The organism is Stenotrophomonas maltophilia, from assembly GCF_023518235.1.
Classification (GTDB): Bacteria; Pseudomonadota; Gammaproteobacteria; order Xanthomonadales; family Xanthomonadaceae; genus Stenotrophomonas.
In genome coordinates, this window is record NZ_CP090423.1 from 74,570 (window position 1) to 92,874 (window position 18,305).

14 protein-coding genes are annotated in these 18,305 nt (G+C 69.1%); 8 read left to right on the top strand and 6 right to left on the bottom strand.

Annotated elements, in window-relative coordinates; translation table 11 throughout:
* Positions 1-17: 17 nt before the first annotated feature.
* Both LZ605_RS00550 and rnd read right to left on the bottom strand, forming a co-directional pair.
* A complete protein-coding gene (locus LZ605_RS00550; RefSeq protein ID WP_249843436.1) occupies positions 18-2,090 on the bottom strand; it encodes a DUF4034 domain-containing protein in 2,073 nt (690 codons plus the stop codon).
* A gap of 117 nt (positions 2,091-2,207) precedes the next feature.
* On the bottom strand, positions 2,208-3,287 hold the full coding sequence (gene rnd / locus LZ605_RS00555) for a ribonuclease D (RefSeq protein ID WP_249843437.1): 1,080 nt from the start codon (positions 3,285-3,287) through the stop codon (positions 2,208-2,210).
* A gap of 85 nt (positions 3,288-3,372) precedes the next feature.
* Here rnd and LZ605_RS00560 point away from each other — a divergent pair, with 85 nt between their 5' ends.
* Both LZ605_RS00560 and LZ605_RS00565 read left to right on the top strand, forming a co-directional pair.
* A complete protein-coding gene (locus LZ605_RS00560) occupies positions 3,373-5,259 on the top strand; it encodes a formylglycine-generating enzyme family protein (RefSeq protein ID WP_249843438.1) in 1,887 nt (628 codons plus the stop codon).
* 89 nt (positions 5,260-5,348) lie between these two features.
* Positions 5,349-6,245, top strand: a complete 897-nt coding sequence (locus tag LZ605_RS00565; RefSeq protein WP_249843439.1) for a M48 family metallopeptidase — start codon at positions 5,349-5,351, stop codon at positions 6,243-6,245.
* A 554-nt stretch (positions 6,246-6,799) separates the two neighbouring features.
* Here the strand turns inward: LZ605_RS00565 and xseA are convergent.
* Positions 6,800-8,131, bottom strand: a complete 1,332-nt coding sequence (xseA, locus tag LZ605_RS00570; protein ID WP_249843440.1) for an exodeoxyribonuclease VII large subunit — start codon at positions 8,129-8,131, stop codon at positions 6,800-6,802.
* A 44-nt stretch (positions 8,132-8,175) separates the two neighbouring features.
* Complete coding sequence (queG, locus tag LZ605_RS00575; RefSeq protein WP_249843441.1) at positions 8,176-9,246, bottom strand: tRNA epoxyqueuosine(34) reductase QueG; 1,071 nt, start codon at positions 9,244-9,246, stop codon at positions 8,176-8,178.
* 23 nt (positions 9,247-9,269) lie between these two features.
* On the opposite strand from queG, the gene LZ605_RS00580 reads away from it, so the two are divergent.
* The 6 genes from LZ605_RS00580 to LZ605_RS00605 all read left to right on the top strand — a co-directional run bounded on the left by LZ605_RS00580 (position 9,270) and on the right by LZ605_RS00605 (position 16,767).
* On the top strand, positions 9,270-10,754 hold the full coding sequence (locus tag LZ605_RS00580; RefSeq protein WP_249843442.1) for an NAD(P)H-hydrate dehydratase: 1,485 nt from the start codon (positions 9,270-9,272) through the stop codon (positions 10,752-10,754).
* Positions 10,751-11,233, top strand: a complete 483-nt coding sequence (gene tsaE / locus LZ605_RS00585) for a tRNA (adenosine(37)-N6)-threonylcarbamoyltransferase complex ATPase subunit type 1 TsaE (RefSeq protein WP_249843443.1) — start codon at positions 10,751-10,753, stop codon at positions 11,231-11,233. Before LZ605_RS00580 ends, tsaE begins: the two co-directional genes overlap by 4 nt.
* Before the next feature lie 82 nt (positions 11,234-11,315).
* Positions 11,316-12,869, top strand: coding sequence for an N-acetylmuramoyl-L-alanine amidase (locus tag LZ605_RS00590; RefSeq protein WP_249843444.1), 1,554 nt, complete (start codon positions 11,316-11,318; stop codon positions 12,867-12,869).
* Between the two features lie 93 nt (positions 12,870-12,962).
* On the top strand, positions 12,963-14,867 hold the full coding sequence (mutL, locus tag LZ605_RS00595) for a DNA mismatch repair endonuclease MutL (RefSeq protein ID WP_249843445.1): 1,905 nt from the start codon (positions 12,963-12,965) through the stop codon (positions 14,865-14,867).
* Between the two features lie 11 nt (positions 14,868-14,878).
* A complete protein-coding gene (locus tag LZ605_RS00600; RefSeq protein ID WP_409460268.1) occupies positions 14,879-15,808 on the top strand; it encodes a DUF1684 domain-containing protein in 930 nt (309 codons plus the stop codon).
* A 2-nt stretch (positions 15,809-15,810) separates the two neighbouring features.
* Entirely contained in the window at positions 15,811-16,767 is a 957-nt protein-coding gene (locus tag LZ605_RS00605; RefSeq protein ID WP_249843446.1) for a TraB/GumN family protein, read from the top strand.
* Positions 16,768-16,842: 75 nt separating this feature from the next.
* Here LZ605_RS00605 and phaR read toward each other — a convergent pair whose 3' ends face one another.
* Together phaR and phbB are read right to left on the bottom strand one after the other, a co-directional pair.
* Positions 16,843-17,370 (bottom strand): polyhydroxyalkanoate synthesis repressor PhaR, encoded by a 528-nt coding sequence (phaR, locus tag LZ605_RS00610; RefSeq protein ID WP_005410391.1) that lies wholly within the window; start codon positions 17,368-17,370, stop codon positions 16,843-16,845.
* Between the two features lie 185 nt (positions 17,371-17,555).
* Positions 17,556-18,296: an acetoacetyl-CoA reductase gene (phbB, locus tag LZ605_RS00615; RefSeq protein ID WP_249843447.1), complete on the bottom strand. Its 741-nt coding sequence runs from the start codon at positions 18,294-18,296 to the stop codon at positions 17,556-17,558.
* Positions 18,297-18,305 lie beyond the last annotated feature (9 nt).

The window sequence follows — 18,305 nt, forward strand, 5'->3', positions numbered from 1 at the left end:
GCCGCCCTTTTGTTGTGTCAGACCGCAGTGAGGTCGCTGTCCTGGCTGCGCTGGCCGAAGGTCAGAGCCCATGTGGCGCTGTCCACCTGCTGGCGGTCCTGCGCCTGCTGTTTGCGCGCACGGCTGGCGCCGAACCAGCGTCCTTCGCCGTTGATCAGCGGCGTCATGCGCACCACGTCCACGTACCCGGTATCGATCTCGCTGGCGCGCTGCAGCCAGGTCAGGGCCAGGAAGGCGTTGGCCGGCACGCCGTTGCCGAAGTGGTAGACGTCGGCCAGGTAGCCGGCGGCCCACAGCTTGTCGTCGTCCTCACCACGCCACCACAGCGGGATCAGGGCGCATTCGACCGCTTCGCGCTTGTGCGCGTCGTTCTGGCCATCAAATGCCAGGCAGGCCAGGTTGCGGCAGGTCGGGCCCCACACGCGTTCGCCGGCCTCGGCTTCGCGCAGGCAGCGCAGGTACAGCTCGCGTGCACGCGCTTCGTTGTCAGCACCACCGGCGGCAACCAGGCGCACGCCCAGGTTGTAGGTGGCGATCAGGTCGCCGCCCTCCACGGCGCGTTCCTGCCAGTACAGGGCCTTCTGCGCATCCACGAAGTCCGGCTGGTCGCGGCCACCCAGCCGGCCCTTGTACAGGTCGCACAGCGCGGCCATCGCACCGGCATCGCCAGCGTCGGCCATGCGCTGCAGCAGCGACAGGCCCGCATCCTGCGAGACATCGCAGAACAGGTTGGACGCAAAGGTGACCGTGGAGGTCTTCTGTTCCGCCGCAATCTTCAGGGCGCGCTGCAGCAGGGGCTGCGCACGCGCCGGGTCGGCGGTCTGGCCCAGCAGGCCGTGCTCGATGGCGGTAGCCGCCCAGAGCAGGCCGAGCGCCGAATCGCCTTCGTGGGCGGCGTAGTCCACCACCTGTGCGAACAGGGCTCCGGCTCCGTCGACATGGGCGAACCAGGTGCAGGCTTCAAGGCCGCTGAAGCCGCCGTGCAGCACCATGTCACGATCCAGCGTCCAGGCCTGCTGAAGGTCTTCCAGAACAGCCTGCATGCAGCCGGCGTTCCAGTGCACCTGGTCTTCGATCTCCTCGATGCGGCCGAGGTGGAAGCGGAGCGCGGCGCGCTGGATCAGGACCTCCGCACGTACGAAGCGCTCCAGGTGCCCGTCGAGGATCTGCGCATAGGCACGTTCGTGCGCAGCCACAGCATCGGCATCGTCGCGGTGCGGCAGCTCGCCCAGCCAGTCCTGTTCCTTGCACCAGCGCAACGCGTTGCGCTGCGCCAGCTCCAGGCCACGGCACCAGCTGCCTTCGATGAAATCCTCCATCGCCTCGTGGCTGCCACCCCAGCGCGGGTACAGGTAGTACAGGGTGTCTTCCAGGGTGCTCTGGTCGTTGGGACGTTGCTGCAGCACCAGGTGCATCCAGTACGCCAACGGTGCGTCGAAATCGTCCTGGTCGCGCTCCTGCAGCAGCGCGGGCAGCGCGCTGGGCAGCGTCTGCAGCGGCGCGCCGAAGCGCGACAGCATCTGCACTGCCTGCGGCCACGCCTGCGGATAGCGCTCGGCCAGCACCTGCTCATCGGATTCGGCCGGCCGGCCGGCCTGCAGTGCAAGCAACCAGTTCGGTTCACGCAGGTAGCTGGTGATGCGCTTGATGCCATCCAGCGCCAGCGCCGGGCGGGATGACAACGGAATCGCCTGCAGGTAGGCGTGCACCGCATGGTCGCGGGCCAGGCGTGCGGCCAGCCACTGGCTGTCCTCCACCAGCGCGGCGACGTCGGCGCTGCGCAGCGCGCCTGCGGCGGACTCCCAGCAGGCGCCCAGGCGCAGGTGCGCGTAGTAGCTGTGCGGGGCCGCGGCGACCCACTGCTGCGCCTGCTGCAGGCGCTCATCCAGGCTCAGTTCGGCATCATGCAGGTTGCGCAGGCGCCAGCGGATGCCGGGCAAGGGTCGCACGCCGTCCAGCCAGACCTGCTCGTGGGGCGCCAGCAGTGCATCCAGCGCGGCATAGTCCTGCGCCTGCAGTGCGCTGCGCGCCTGGGCGCGCCAGGCCAGATCCTCCACAGAGAGGCCGTCCTTCGCAATTCCGTTTGTCATCTGATGCAATCCAACATGGCGGGGCCGCTATTGGACAGGCCCGTGCCGACGCCGACAAGCGTGGCAGGGGCTCATTTCCACTGCGCAGGCGCCGGATGTGCCCGACGCCTGCCGAAATCAGCGTGGCGGTAACAGCGCCTGCAGCCGTGACTCCAGTTCCTGCTGGCGCCAGCCGGCCAGCGCGGTGGGCCACTGGCGGCGTTCCAGATAGCTCTCCAGATGCTTTCGCGAAGCCAGCACGCCGTCGGGCAGGCCCAGATCGCGGCTGCGTTCGGCGACCGCATCCTGCAGCTTCTTCAGGGCCTGCTTGTTGCTGTCATTGGCTGGCAGCGCAAGCGGTGCGTCGGCCTCGTCAGCCAACGGTGTCTGCAGGGCCTGCCACACGGCACCGGCGAGCTTGCGCGGTGCTTTCGGGAACTGCTCGAACAGCTTGCCCAGCGCGTCCGCATCGGCCGGCGGCGTACGTGCGAGGGTGGCGGCCAGTTCGTTGTCCAGGATCCAGCTGCGCGGCCGGTCGCTGTTGCGCGCCTGCACGTCGCGCCAGCGCAGCAGGCGGAGCAGGCGACGCTGGGCGGCGGCATCGAGGAACTGTGCCGAGCGCATCCCCAGATGCGGCCAGCGATCCTCATCGTTGGCGACACTGGCCAGCAGGCGCTCGCCATCGTCATGCAGCCACTGCTGGCGCCCCAGCGCCCGCAGCCTGGCATCGATCGCGTCATGCAGGGCGAACAGGTGCTCGACATCATCGGCGGCATACTGCAGCTGCGACTCGGACAGCGGCCGGCGCATCCAGTCCGAACGGGTCTCGCCCTTGGCCAGGGTCACCCCGGTGATTTCCGCCACCAGCTTCTGGTAGCCCATGCCACCGCCGATGCCGGCCAGTGCGGCGCCGATCTGGGTGTCGAACAGGGGGCGCGGCAGCACGCCGCAGGCCCACTTGAACGCGACCAGATCCTCGCTGGCACTGTGCATCACCTTGGTGATCGATTCGTCGGCCAGCCACGGCACCAGTGCGTCGGTCATGCCGGGAATCAGCGGGTCGATCAGCAGGATGTCCTGGCCGACCGCCATCTGCACCAGCGCCAGCTGCGGCCAGAAGGTGCGTTCACGGATGAATTCGGTGTCCAGGCCGATGCGGGTCGGGCGCTGCTGGAAGTACGCGTCCAGCTCGGCGGGGGTGGTGATCCAGATTGCCACGGGTCGGGGGCCTACTACTCGGGTTTGCTCAGGCAGGGGAGAATAGCCTAACGTCGGTCCGCGTCCGTGCCGAAGGAGGCTCTGCTTGCGTTTTTCGTTGTCGCCCGTGCTGTGCACAGCCCTGGCCGTGGCCCTGGCCGGCTGCACGCCGTCGCCGCCGACGACCGCCGAGCGGGCCGCCGGCGACGATGTGCGCCCGGCCCAGGCGAGCGTCACCGACACGGCATCGCCGCCGCAGCAGGGCCGCGTGACCATTGCCGGCGAGGACGCCGCAGAGGATGTTCAACAGTGGACGCCGCCGCGCGTGGACCGGCAAGGGCGCAGCCTGGCCCAGCTGCGCCGTGCGGCCGAGCAGGCGTTCACCCAGGGGCGGCTCTACGAGGATGCCGACGCAGCCATTCCGCTGTGGCTGGCGGTGCAGGAGGAAGACCCGGATGACCGCCAGGCGCGGCAGGGCCTGCAGCGTGCGCGCCAGCGCCTGCAGCAGCAGGCCGACCAGCTGCTGGTGCGTCCGCTGCAGCAGCGCGAGGCACTGGCCGAGGCCAGCCGCCAGGCGCTGGTGCTGCTGACGCTGGCGCCCAATGACGAAAAGGTGCGCGCCCTGCAGGGGCGGGTGGAACGGGCCCAGCGCGTGGTGGCCTACAACCGCGCGGGCGAAGAGGACCTGCGCTCGGACCGGATCGGCGAGGAAGGGGACGGCGCGATCGGCAACTTCCGCGAGGCGCTGGCGCTGGATGAACACAACAGCCGGGCCAAGCAGGGTCTGGCGGCGGCCGAAAGTGGCCTGATCCGCCGCGCCGAGGATGCCGCGCGTGCCCGCGACTTCGCCAGCGCCGGCAGCTGGCTGGCCGAGGCGAGCAAGGTCCGTGACTCGTCGCCGACCATTGCCGATGCGTTCGAACGCATCGAGCAGATCCGCTCGGACACGCTGCTGCGGCTGCGCGACGACGGCCTGCGCGAGCTGGCCACGCCGCAGGGCCTGAAACCGGCGCGGGAGAAGCTGGCCGAGGCGCTGCGCATCGGTCTGCCCGGTGATGCGGCGGTGGCCCAGCTGCGCGAGCGCATCGACCTGGCCACGCACTACGGCAGCTTCCGCCCGGGCCAGGTGTTCAGTGATGCGATGCGCGATGGCGGGCGCGGCCCGCAGATGGTGGTGGTGCCGCATGGTGGATTCCAGATGGGCGCCGGCGACGCCGAGCCGGGCTCGGCCGATTCGGAGCGACCTTCGCATTACGTACGCTTTGACCGAGGCTTCGCGATGGCGATCACCGAAGTCACCGTCGGCGACTTCGAGCGCTATGTAAAGGCCACCAACGCGCGGCCCCGGGCCACCCGCCGTGGTCATTCGGTGGTGTATGACGAGCGCAGTGGCAACTTCATCCGGCGCAGTGGCGTGGACTGGCGCTCGGACTACGATGGCGGCCGAGCGCTGGGCAACTCGCCGGTGATGCACGTCAGTGTGCGTGATGCCGAGAACTACGCAGCGTGGCTGTCCGAGCAGACCGGACGCAGCTACCGGCTGCCGAGCGAGGCTGAGTTCGAGTATGCACTGCGTGCCGGCAGCAGTGGCCGTTACCCGTGGGGAGATGCCGGTACACCTCCTCCCGGCAGCGGCAACTTCACCGGCAGCAAGGACGTGTCGCCCTCCGGCCGGCACTGGCACAACGCCTTCATCGGCTACGGTGATGGCTGGTGGGGGCCGGCGCCGGTGGCCAGCTTCCAGGCCAATGCCTTCGGCCTGCATGACATGGCGGGCAACCTGAGCGAATGGGTGGCCGACTGCTGGCATGCCAGCTACCGGCGTGCGCCGTCCGATGGCGTGGCCTGGTTCAACCCGGGGTGCCGCGCGCGGGTGATCCGTGGCGGCAACTGGGCCAACGCGCCCGAGCAGACCCGTGCCGCCTGGCGGCAGTCGCAGGATTCGGATACGACCAACGCGCGCATCGGTTTCCGCCTGGTGCGCGGTATCTGATCGGCCAGCGGCTTCACCCGCTGCAGGCGTCGGCGCACTAAGATTGCGCCGTGCCCGCCGGCCGGCGGGGCCAGCAGGAAGACCGCCCGATGCGCAACGATCCCTTTTCCCGCTCGCCACAGGGCCCGCAACGGCGCGGCCTGTTCGGCAACATCCGCTGGTGGGTGCTGCTGCTGGCCGCCGGTTATGCCGCGTTCTACTGGTTTTCCAACCGCACGGTGGATCCCTATACCGGCGAAAAGGTCATGATCGACAGCAGCCTGGATGCGCGCCAGGAGACCGCGCTGGGCCTGCAGGCGTACCAGCAGATCCTCTCGCAGGAACCGCCGATGGATCCGAACGCGCCGATCGCGCGCGACGTGCGTGACATCGCGCAGCGACTGATTGCCAAGGTGGATGTGGTGGAGACCGCGCTGGCGCAGGAACACGGCGTGCAGCCGGCGCACTTTGCGCGTGATTTCCAGTGGGAAGTGAACGTGATTCCGTCCGAGCAGGCCAATGCGTTCTGCCTGCCGGGCGGCAAGATGGCGGTCTATACCGGGCTGGTGCCGGTGGCGCGCACCCGCGATGCGATGGCGGTGGTGATGGGCCACGAAATCGCCCATGCGCTGTTGCGCCACGGTGCGCAGCGCATGGCGCAGCAGAAGCTGACCCAGATCGGGCAGGTGGCCGGCGCCGCCAGCGGCATGGATGCGCAGCAGCAACAGATGATGATGTCGGCGATGGGCTACGGCTACCTGCTGCCGTATGCGCGCAGCCACGAGACCCAGGCCGACGAAGTGGGGCTGATGCTGGCCGCGGCGGCGTGCTTCGACCCGCGCGAGGCGGTGCCGTTGTGGCAGCGGATGGGCCAGGCCAGCGGTGGCCAGGCACCGCCGGAGTTTGCCTCCACCCATCCCAACCCGGGCACCCGCATCCAGAACCTGCAGGCGCTGATGCCGAAGGCGCTCGAGTACCGGCAGAAGTTCTGCGAGCAGGCGAAGTAGGAGGGTGTTCGGCAGGGCTGCGCCCTGCACCTGCAGAAGCCTCGAGCCAGAGCAACGTCAACGGCAAGAGCTGGCTTCCTGCGGGATCGCGGGGTGGGTCCGGTTGCGGGGGACGCCGTAAATACGTCCCTGCAGGCTCGGTCGCTGTATCCATGCGGCTCACGACCCCGCAACCGGACCCACCCCGCCTCCGACAGGTTCCTGCTGCTGTTGGCAGGTGTCGACCTTGGTCGGCACGGTAGGTCCACGCCATGTGTGGATGCTTTTCGATCTTGATTCGAAATATTCGATTCCGATGGAGATTCATCCACGCATGGCGTGGATCTACCGACCGTCATCTGGAAACTGTCGGGGGCGGGGGGGGCGGTGTGGCTGTGCAGGACCATTGGCGCCATGGATGGCGCCATCGAGCCCCCAAGGACGGGTTCATGGCGTGTCCTGCACAGCCACACCGCCCCGCCAGGCCATCAGCAATCCAGCGCCGCATTCGCTGTTGCTTCGGCCGTTGCAGTTGCCTCTGCAGGTGCAGGGCGGCAGCCCTGCCGAACAAGCCTCTACTTGACCTGCACGTCGATCACGCCGTCGCCAACGCGCGCCTGCAGGGCATCGCCGGGCCGTACCTGATCGACCTTCCGCACCAGCGTACCGTCGTCGCTGCGGGTGAGGATGCTGTAGCCACGCGCGACGGTCGCCAGCGGGCTGATCGCTTCCAGCGAGCGCGCTACCCCGCGCAGGCGCAGCGCATCGCGCTCCAGCCGCCGCTGCATTGCGGCCTGCGGACGCCCGCGCAGGGCCGCCAGGCGCCGCTGCATCGCGTCGAGCTGGCGTTGCGGGTGATGACCGCGCAGCACGGCCACCGCGTGCCGCAGCCGGGCTGCACGACGCTCCTGCTGCTGGTTGAATGCCGCATGCAGGCGCCGGCCCAGCTCCAGTTGGCGCCGGCGCAGGAGCTCCAACCGTGCCTGCGGGCTCTGGGCGTTCAGGCGCAGCAGGGCGCGATCGGCGCGCTGCATCGCCTGCTGCATCGCCTGCCGTTGCAACTGCACCATGCGCGCGGCGGTGCGGCGCAGGCGCAAGGCCAGTTCGCGCTGGTCCGGTACCAGCAGTTCGGCCGCCACCGACGGTGTCGGAGCGCGCAGGTCGGCCGCGAAATCGCTGAGGCTGAAGTCGGTTTCGTGGCCCACCGCCGACACCACCGGAGTGCGGCTGGCGGCGATCGCACGGGCGAGGGCTTCGTCATTGAACGCCCACAGGTCTTCCAGCGAACCGCCACCGCGGGTCAGCAGGATCACGTCGTAGCGTCCGCTGGCATCGGCGGCCTGCAGCAGGCGGGTGATCTGCGCAGCCGCCGTGCTGCCCTGGACCAGGGTCGGCAGCAGATCCACTTCCAGCAGCGGGAAGCGGCGGCCGAGCACGCTCAGCACGTCGCGCACGGCGGCACCGGTAGGCGAGGTGATCACTGCCAGGCGCTGCACATGGGCCGGCAGCGGGCGCTTGCGTGCCGGGTCGAACAGGCCTTCGGCGTCCAGTCGGGCCTTCAGTTCCTCGAACGCACGGCGCAACGCGCCTTCGCCGGCTTCCTCCATGTGGTCGAGCACCATCTGGTACTCGCCGCGTGCGTCGTACAGGGTCACTTTGCCACGCACCAGCACGCGCATGCCTTCGCGCGGCACGAATTTCAGGTACTGCGCCTTCATCCGGAACATCGCAGCGCGCAGCTGGGCACGCGCATCCTTCAGGGTGAAGTACAGGTGGCCGGAGGCAGGTCGCGCCACGCTGCCGAGCTCGGCCTCGACCCAGATCGCCGGGAAGCTGCCTTCCAGCAGGTCGCGGGCCAGGGTGTTGAGCTGGCTGGGGGTGAGGATGTCGTTGTTGCGTGGCTGCATGGGAACGGCGTGCGGCAGGTGGAACGGGCGCTCAGGATCGCACGTCAGCGCGGGGCGTGCTGGGCCAGCGCCCACTGCACGTGTTCGCGTACCAGCGGCGAGGGATCGTCGATGCGGGTGTGCAGCGCGGCCAGCGCCTCGGCCGAGGCCGGTGCATTGCCCAGCGCCACCGCGATGTTGCGCAGCCAGCGCTCATGCCCGCTGCGGCGGATCGGGCTGCCTTCGGTGCGGCGGAGGAACTCGGCTTCATCCCAGCCGAACAGCTGGTCCAGGCGCGCGGTGTCGAGGTTGTTGCGCGCGCGGAAATCGGCTTCGTCGGTGCGCTTGGCGAACTTGTTCCAGGGGCAGACCAGCTGGCAGTCGTCACACCCGTAGATACGGTTGCCCATCAACGGCCGCATGTCCTCGGGAATGGCGCCATCGTGCTCGATGGTCAGGTAGGAAATGCAGCGCCGCGCATCCAGTCGTTGCGGGCCGGTGATCGCGCGGGTGGGGCAGACATCGATGCAGCGCGTGCAGGTACCGCAGTGCGCGGTGGCCGGGGTGTCGATCGGCAGCGGGATATCGATGTAGATCTCGCCGATGAAGAACCACGAGCCACCGTGCCGATCGATCAGGCAGGTGTGCTTGCCGATCCAGCCAAGCCCGGCATTGCGCGCCAGCGCGCGTTCCAGTACCGGTGCCGAATCGACGAAGACGCGGTAGCCCAGCGGCGCCACTTCATCGTTGATCTGCGTGGCCAGCTTCTGCAGGCGGTTGCGCATCAGCTTGTGATAGTCGCGGCCCAGCGCGTAGCGCGCCACATAGGCACGGCCCGGGTCGGCCAGGGTGGCCCACGCTTCGGTATCGTCCTTGTGGCTGTAGTCCATGCCGACCGAGATCACCCGCACCGTGCCCGGCAGCAGCTCGGCCGGTCGCGCGCGCAGCGTGCCGTGGCGCGCCATCCAGTCCATCGTGCCGTACAGGCCCTGGCCCAGCCAGTCGGCCAGGTGTGCTTCATCCTCGCCCAGCTCGATGCCGGCGATGCCGCAGCGCTGGAAGCCATGCGCACGGGCCAGTTCGCGGATGCGCTGCACGGCCTGGGCCGGATCGACAGGGGCGGGGACGGGGGACATGAGCACCAGTATAAAATCCCGGCATGCCCGATCTCTCTCTTCTGTTCGACACCGCCGCCGCGCGCACGCTCGATGCGCGCGCCTCGGCATTGGCCGGTGACGGTGGCTGGGGCCTGATGGCACAGGCCGGCCTGGCCGGCTGGCAATGCCTGCTGCAGCAGTGGCCCGAGGCCCGAGCGTTGTGCGTGCTGGTCGGCGCCGGCAACAACGGCGGCGATGGCTACGTGCTGGCCACCCATGCGCTGCGGTCGGGACGCCCGGTGCAGGTGGTCACGCTGCCGGGCAAGGCACCTGCCACGGCGCTGGCCCGCCAGGCCGCGGCGGACTTTGCGGCGGCAGGTGGCTGCGTCGTCGCGTTCGACGGCCAGCTGCCGGCGGCCGAGGTGTATGTGGACGCGTTGTTCGGGCTTGGCCTGGACCGGGCGCCGGCGGGCGAGGCCCTGGCGCTGATCGAGGCGCTCAACAGCACAACGGCACCGGTACTGGCGCTGGACGTGCCCAGTGGCGTCGACGCCGATAACGGTCGCGTGCCGGGGGGGGCGGTGAAGGCCGAGGTCACACTGCAGTTCATCGCCTGCCACCGTGGCCTGTACACCGGCGATGCACTGGAACACGTGGGCCAGCGCCGGTTGGCGCCGCTGGAACTGCCTGACGCCGCCTGGGACGGCATTGCCGCCAGCGCGCAGCGCTGGACGGGGGAGCGTCTGCCGGCGCTGTTGCCACCTCGCCGGGCCAATACCCACAAGGGTGAATCCGGCCACGTGCTGTGCATTGGCGGCAACCATGGCAGCGGCGGTGCGGTGATGCTGGCCGCCGCCGCCGCGCTGCGCGCAGGTGCCGGGCTGGTCAGCGTCGGCAGCCGTCGCGATCACGTGGCACCGTTGCTGGCGCGCCTGCCCGAGGCGATGAGCCACGCGCTGGAAGACGGCGATGCGCTGCCCGCACTGCTGGACAGGGCCAGGGTGGTGGCGATCGGTCCGGGGCTGGGCCAGGACGAATGGGCGCGGGCGCTGTCTGCGCGGGCGCTGGCCTGTGGCAAGCCGCTGGTGGTCGACGCCGATGCGCTGAACCTGCTGGCGCAGGACCCGCACGCGTTGCCCGAGGCCATCCTCACCCCGCATCCGGGTGAGGCTGCGCGTCTGCTGGGCTGCAGGACTGCCGACATCCAGGCCGACCGCTATGCCAGTGCGCAGGCGCTGGCCGAGCGCTTCCATGCCGTGGTGGTACTGAAGGGCGCGGGCAGCATCGTGGCCGCGCCCGCGCAGCTGCCGCGACTGATCGCCGCCGGCAACCCCGGCATGGCCGTCGGTGGTATGGGCGACCTGCTCACCGGCATCATTGCCAGTCTGCGTGCGCAGGGCCTGTGCGCGTTCGATGCCGCCGCCGCCGGCGCGCTGCTGCACGCACTGGCCGGCGATGCCGCTGCGGCCGAAGGCGCGCGCGGCCTGCTTCCCACCGACCTGCTGGCGCCGCTGCGGCGACTGGCCAACCCGGAACACTCCCCATGACTGACTTCTTCCTTGCCGACAGCGACGCCACCGAACGGCTGGGGCAGTGGCTGGCGGCCAGCCGGCCGCCGCAGGCGCTGGTCGAACTGCGCGGCGACCTCGGTGCCGGCAAGTCCACTACTGCGCGCGCCCTGCTGCGCGCGTTGGGCGTGCAGGGCGCGATCCGCAGCCCGACCTACACCCTGGTCGAGCGCTATCCACTGGCGAGCGGCGGCGAGGCCTGGCACCTGGACCTGTACCGGATCGGTCAGGCCGGCGAGCTGGATTTCCTCGGCCTGGACGAGGGCGGTGCGGTGCTGTGGCTGGTCGAATGGCCCGAGCGCGGTGCCGGCGCGCTGCCGCCGACCGACCTGGTGGTGGCGCTGGAGATCGAGGGTCACGGCCGTCGGGTCCGTCTCACCGCGGCAAGCGACATCGGTCGTGAATGGCTGCAACGGCTCCCGCAAGGGGGCGACTTGCAGGCCATTTCTGCCGGCTGACGAGAACAAACACCGGCAGGTTACGGATTATTAAGGAAAAAGGTGTTGCATTCCGTTCAGCGCGGTGATTGAATCCTGAGCCATGCGCCCGGGGAACCGTCTCATCGCCATCTGTGCCGCCGTCGGACTGGGTCTGGCGAGCGTCAGTGCGTGGGCTGGTGAAGTCCGCCAGGTGCTGCTGAACACCGGTGCCACCGGCACCCGCGCCGAGATCTCGCTGGTCGGCAGCGGCGGCTACAAGACCCTGTCGCTGGCCGGTCCGAACCGCCTGGTGGTCGATTTCCCCGACTCCAGCGCCATCCGCAACCTGAAGATGCCGGCCGCACAGGGCGTGGTCACGGCCGTGCGCACCGGACAGCCGGTGCCGGGTACGTTCCGCGTGGTGTTCGACCTTGCCGAATCGGTGGCGCCGTTCCGCCCGCAGATGCAGCGCGAGGGCAACGAATCCAAGCTCGTGATCGAGTGGCCGGGCGATGGCCCGGCCGTGGCCGCCCAGCGTCCGGCACCGACACTTCCGGCGCCGACCACCGCTCCGGCCCCGAGCGCGGCCGAAAGTGCGCAGTCGCGTACCGATGCCGCACGCGCCACCGCGTTGTTGACTGCACAGGTGCAGCAGCAGGCCAGCGCCACGGCTGCAGCGCCCGCCGCGCCGACGCCGGCACCGTCCACCGCGCCGGTCCAGGTCGCCGCGGCAGGGACCACGGCCAGCAGTACCCCTTCGTCCTCGCCAGCCGCGATCCTCGCCGGCCAGCGCACCGCTGCCGTGGTGAGCACGCCGCCGGCCACCGTTCCCACACCGGCGCCAGCGGCGCCGGTTGAAGCGCCACGCCCGGCGATGCCCAGCGATGCCTCGCGCATCCGCATGCAGCCGGGCATGCGCCATCTGGTGGTGGCGATCGATCCCGGCCACGGTGGCCAGGACCCGGGCGCGATCGGCCCGACCGGCAAGCGTGAGAAGGATGTCACCCTGGCGGTGGCCCGCGAACTGGCCCGCCAGGTCAACGCCACGCCCGGCCTGAAGGCCTACCTGACCCGCGACAGCGACGTCTTCATCCCGCTGCCGATGCGTGCGCAGAAGGCGCGTGCGAACAAGGCCGACATCTTCATCTCGATCCACGCCGATGCCGCCGAAAACCGCTCGGCAACCGGTTCGTCGGTGTATGTGCTATCGACCAAGGGCGCGTCCTCGCAGCGCGCACGTTGGCTGGCGGACAAGGAAAACGCGGCCGATCTGGTCGGTGGCGTGCGCCTGCAGCAGACCGAAGGCACGCTGGCCAATGTGCTGCTGGACCTGGCCCAGAGCGGTTACATGAAGGCCTCCGAAGACGCGGCCGGGCATGTGCTGGGGGGCCTGAAGCGGATCGGCAACAACCACAAACCGAACATCGAACGCGCCAACTTCGCGGTGCTGCGCACCTCGGACATGCCGGCGATGCTGGTGGAAACCGCGTTCATTTCCAACCCGGATGAAGAGCGCCGCCTGATCGACCCGGCCTACCAGCGCAAGATCGCCGGCGCCGTGCTCGATGGCGTGCATACCTTCTTCAGCCGGCAGCCGCCGCCGGGGACGTTGTACGCGGCGCGTGCGCAGGCCGAGATCGACGCAGCCGGCACCATGGCAGGCGGCAGCAAGTAAGCCGGTCCGCGTGCCGGGTAGCGCCGGGCCATGCCCGGCGGGCGTGTGGCTCCGCTATCATCGACCCATGAAGTCTGCTGCCCATCCTCTCCCATGAGCGCGCCCGGCCCGCGTCCGATCCGGCCGTTGCCGGAAATCCTGATCAACCAGATCGCCGCTGGCGAAGTGGTCGAGCGTCCTGCGTCGGTGGTGAAGGAACTGGTCGAGAATGCGATCGATGCCGGTGCCAGCCGCGTCGACATCGATCTGGAAGAGGGCGGTGTGCGCCTGATCCGCATCCGTGACAATGGCAGTGGCATCGCACCGGAGCAGTTGCCGCTGGCGGTATCGCGCCACGCCACCAGCAAGATCGCCGACCTGGACGATCTGGAATCGGTGGCGACACTGGGGTTCCGCGGTGAAGCGCTGCCGTCGATCGCTTCGGTCAGCCGCTTCACCCTGGCCTCGCGCCGCGCGCATGACGAACACGGCTCGGCGTTGCAGATCGAAGGCGGCAAGATCGGTGAGGTCACCCCGCGCGCGCATGCACCGGGTACCACGGTGGAAGTGCGCGAGCTGTTCTACAACGTGCCGGCGCGGCGCAAGTTCCTGCGCGCCGAACGCACCGAGCTGGGTCATATCGAAGAATGGCTGCGGTCATTGGCACTGGCGCGACCGGACGTCGAGCTGCGCGTGTCGCACAACGGCAAGGCCTCGCGTCGTTACAAGCCGGGTGATCTGTATTCCGATGCGCGTCTGGCCGAGACGCTGGGCGAGGACTTCGCCAACCAGGCCGTGCGCGTGGACCACAGCGGTGCCGGCCTGCGCCTGCACGGCTGGATCGCGCAACCGCACTATTCGCGCGCCAGTGCCGATCAGCAGTATCTGTACGTCAACGGCCGCTCGGTGCGTGATCGCAGCGTTGCCCATGCGGTGAAGATGGCGTACGGCGATGTGCTGTACCACGGCCGCCAGCCGGCCTACGTGCTTTTCCTGGAGCTGGACCCGACCCGCGTCGACGTCAATGTGCACCCGGCCAAGCATGAGGTGCGTTTCCGCGATTCGCGGCTGGTGCACGATTTCGTCTACCGCACCCTGAAGGATGCGCTGGCCGAGACCCGTGCCGGTGTGTCGGCACAGGAGATCGGTGCAGGCGCTGCGCACCCGGCCGACACCGCAGCGGCACCGATGGCCTCGAGCGTGGGCGCATCCGGCTTCGGCCTGGTCCGCGGGCCTGCGCCCGGTGCCGGTTCGGGCGGCAGCAGTGGAGGCTTCTCCGGCTGGCGCCCGCAGCAACCGTTGGGGCTGCAGGTGGCCGATGCGCCAGCGGCCTATGCGGCGCTGTACGCCACGCCGGCCGGTGCCGAGCGCGCGGCGCCGATGCCGCCGATGCCGACCGAGAACGGCCTGCCGGTCACCCGTGCAGACGCCGGCGTACCGCCGCTCGGCTATGCGATCGCGCAGCTGCACGGCATCTACATCCTGGCCGAGAACGCCGAAGGCCTGATCGTGGTCGACATGCATGCCGCGCACGAGCGCATCGGCTATGAGCGCCTGAAGAATGCGCACGATGGCATCGGCCTGCAGTCGCAGCCGTTGCTGGTGCCGATCACGCTGGCGGTGGGCGAACGCGAGGCCGACACCGCGGAGAGTGAAGCCGAAACGCTGGCCGCACTGGGCTTCGAAGTGACCCGTGCCGGCCCGGGGGCGCTGCACGTACGCAGCCTTCCGGCACTGCTGGCCCATGCCGAGCCGGAAGGGTTGCTGCGCGATGTACTGACCGATCTGCGCGAACATGGCCAGAGCCGGCGCGTGGCCAGCGCGCGCGACGAACTGCTGTCGACGATGGCCTGCCACGGCGCAGTGCGCGCCAACCGGCGCCTGACCGTGCCGGAAATGAACGCGCTGCTGCGCGACATGGAAATCACCGAGCGGTCCGGCCAGTGCAACCACGGCCGACCGACCTGGGCCCGTTTTTCGCTGGCGGAGATCGACCGCTGGTTCCTGCGCGGACGTTGAGGGGAGCATCGATGCGTAACTGGGCAATGAGTGGCCTGCTGGTCGCCTGGATGTTGGCCGCCTGCAGCCCGGCGACACCACCGGCACCGGCGGCGGTGGAGGATCCGGCGTTTGCCGCCGCGCAGCAGCAGTGGCGCGTGGCGCGCTATCAGGACCTGACCCGGGCCGATGGCTGGACGGCGCTGGTGGGGCTGCATTGGCTGCAGAACAAATCGCACTTCGTCGGTAGCGGGGCCACCAATGGCATCCGCCTGGCGGTGGGTCCGGAAAAGCTCGGTCTGTTGCGCCGGGAAGGCAGCCAGTGGTGGTTCACGCCGGAAGCGGGCGCCGAGGTCAGCCATGACGGGCAACCGGTGCGCGGACGCATCCGGGTCGACACCGACAAGGATCCGCAGCCGACCCTGCTCGCCTTCGATGGTGGCAAGGGCCAGCTCAGCATCATCCGCCGTGGTCCGCGCGATGCACTGCGGGTGAAGCATGCCGACGCACCTGCGCGCCGCGATTTCGCCGGCCTGCAGTACTGGCCCGGTGGCGCTGACTGGCAGGTGCAGGCGCGCTTCATCGCGCATCCGGCGGGCAAGACCCTGCCCATCGTCGACATCACCGGCTTGACCACGCAGATGCCCAATGCCGGCGCCGTCGAATTCGAGCGTGATGGCCGCCGCTGGCGCCTGGAGGCGATCGGCGCGCCCGGCCAACCGCTGTTCCTGATCTTTGCTGACCGCAGCAGCGGCCGCGGCAGTTATCCGGCCGGTCGTTACCTGGATACCGACGCGCCCGCAGCCGACGGTACGGTGCGTATCGATTTCAACCACGCCTACAACCCGCCATGCGCGTTCACCGCCTACGCGACCTGTCCGCTGGCGCCGCCGGAAAACCGGCTCGACCTGCGCGTGGAAGCGGGCGAGAAGGCCTATCACCTGCCTGAAGGAGAAGGCTGACCATGCCGATCAGACACCTGTTCCGCGCCACCTTGTTGCTGGCGGCCTGCGCAATCGCGCCGCTGGCCCCGGCCCGTGACGCCCCGTCCACCCCTGCCGGAACCGCAGCTGCCGCCAAGCCGCCGGTGCCGCTGCTGTGGAAAGTCACTGGCCCGGGCGATGCGCGCCTGTACCTGCTGGGGTCGTTCCATCTGCTGAAGCCGCAGGACTATCCGTTGTCGGCCGATGTCGAGCAGGCGTTCGAGGCCTCGCAGCGGGTGGTGTTCGAGTTGTCACCGGAAGACATGCAGTCGCCGCAGCTGGTCAGCCGCATGGTGCAGGCCGCGACCCGCACCGATGGCAGCGAGCTCAAGCGCGATCTCGATGCCGCGACCTGGCAGAAGCTGCAGGCCTTTGCCGCCGAGAACCAGCTGCCGCTGGCACAGATGCAGGGCATGAAGCCGTGGTTTGTCGGCCTGAGCATTTCAGTGGGCCAGATGCAGAAGCTGGGGCTGGACCCGGCGCTGGGCCTGGACCGGCATTTCATGGAGCGCGCGCAGAAGACCGGCCGCAAGACCGCAGGGCTGGAGGACATCGACACGCAGATCGGCACGCTCAATGGCATGACGCTGCAGGAGCAGCGGCAGATGCTGGCCGAGGCACTGGACCAGGCCGGCAAGGCTGACGAGCAGGCACGCCAGCTGCACGATGCGTGGCGCCGCGGTGATGAGCGCCTGCTGTGGACGAAGATGGCGGCGGAAATGCGCCAGCAGTATCCGCAGCTGTATCAGCGCATCAACACCGGGCGCAACGACGCATGGGTGCCCAGGCTGGTGCCGTACCTGCAGGCCGGGCAGGGCGGCACGCTGGTGGTGGTGGGCACGCTGCACCTGCTGGGCAGCGACGGCGTGGTCGAGAAGCTGAAGACCAAGGGCTACAAGGTCGAGCGCGTGTGCACCGGGTGCAAGGCGAAACGTTGACGCCTCGCCGCTGAACCACAAAACGAGAACGGCGCGCCAGGGGCGCGCCGTTCTCGTTCCGGCCCGGACCGTGGCTCAGCGGCGGGTCTTGCCGCCGGTGCCGGTTCCCGGTTCGTTCGGCTTGTTGCCGGTACCGGTGCCGGTGCCGCCCGGGCGCGGGCCGCCGAAACCGGTGCCCATGCTGCGCTGGAATTCCTGCCACAATTCCAGATTGCGTTCGGTCAGCTGGTTCATCATCGCCCACGGGGTCTGCCCCAGCAGGTTGCCCATCTGCTGGCGGAACTGCTGCTGCTGGTCGAGGAAGACCTGCATGCTGCGCTCCAGGTAATTGCCCATGAAGCCCTGCAGCGAATCGCCATAGAAACGGATCAATTGGCTGAGCAGCTGGGTGGAGAGCATCGGTTCGCCGTCCTGTTCCTGGTCGGCGATGATCTGCAGCAGGACCGAACGGGTGAGGTCGTCGCCGCTCTTGGCGTCGCGGACTTCGAAGTCTTCACCGTCCAGGATCAGCTGGCGCACGTCCTCGATGGTGATGTAGCTGGAAATCTCAGTGTCGTAGAGACGGCGGTTCGGATACTTCTTGATGATGCGGGTCGCAGCCATTGAAGCGGTCACTCGTCACAGTAGATGCGCAGCATGGCGCAGTGCAGCAGCGGTTGCAACCGCCTCAGCCCCCGCCAGGCTTGGCTTTCAGGGGCGATCATGTTGCGCAACAAGGGTTTGCGTGTTGCGCAGCATGACCATCGGCAGGGGCCGCCGGCGTACGCCGCATCAGGCCCCTGCGCGGCTTACCAGCCCATGTGGTGGCCGCCGTTGATGTCCAGGTTGCTGCCGGTGATCCACGAGGCCTCGTCGGCCACCAGGAAGGACACCCCGTAGGCGATCTCTTCCGGCTTGCCCAGCCGCCCGGTGGGGATGTCGGCGATGATCTTGGCGCGCACCTCTTCGGGCACGGCCATCACCATGTCCGTCGCCACGTAGCCGGGCGAAATGGTGTTGACGGTGATGCCGAAGCCGGCGTTCTCGCGGGCCAGCGAGATGGTGAAGCCGTGCATGCCCGCCTTGGCCGCTGCGTAGTTGGCCTGGCCGTACTGGCCCTTCAGGCCGTTGATCGAGCTGATCTGGATGACCCGGCCCCAGCCGCGGCGACGCATGCCTTCAATCACCGGGCGGGTGACATTGAACACCGAGTTGAGATTGGTGTTGATCACATCGTGCCACTGGTCGGCGCGCATGCGGTGGAAGGTGGTGTCGCGGGTGATGCCGGCGTTGTTGACCAGGATCTCGACCGGGCCGAGCTCGGCTTCCACCGCGCGCACCAGCGCTTCGGCGCTGTCCGGATCGGAGACATCGCCCGGGAAGATCGCCACGCGGTAGCCACGCTCGGTCATGGCCTGCTGCCAGGCGCGTGCCTTGGCTTCGTCGCGGTAGTTGGTGGCGACCCGGTGGCCCTGGTCGGCCAGGCGTTGGCAGATGGCGGTACCGATGCCGCCGGTTCCGCCGGTGACCAGTGCGACGCGAGATGTCATGGAGTGCTG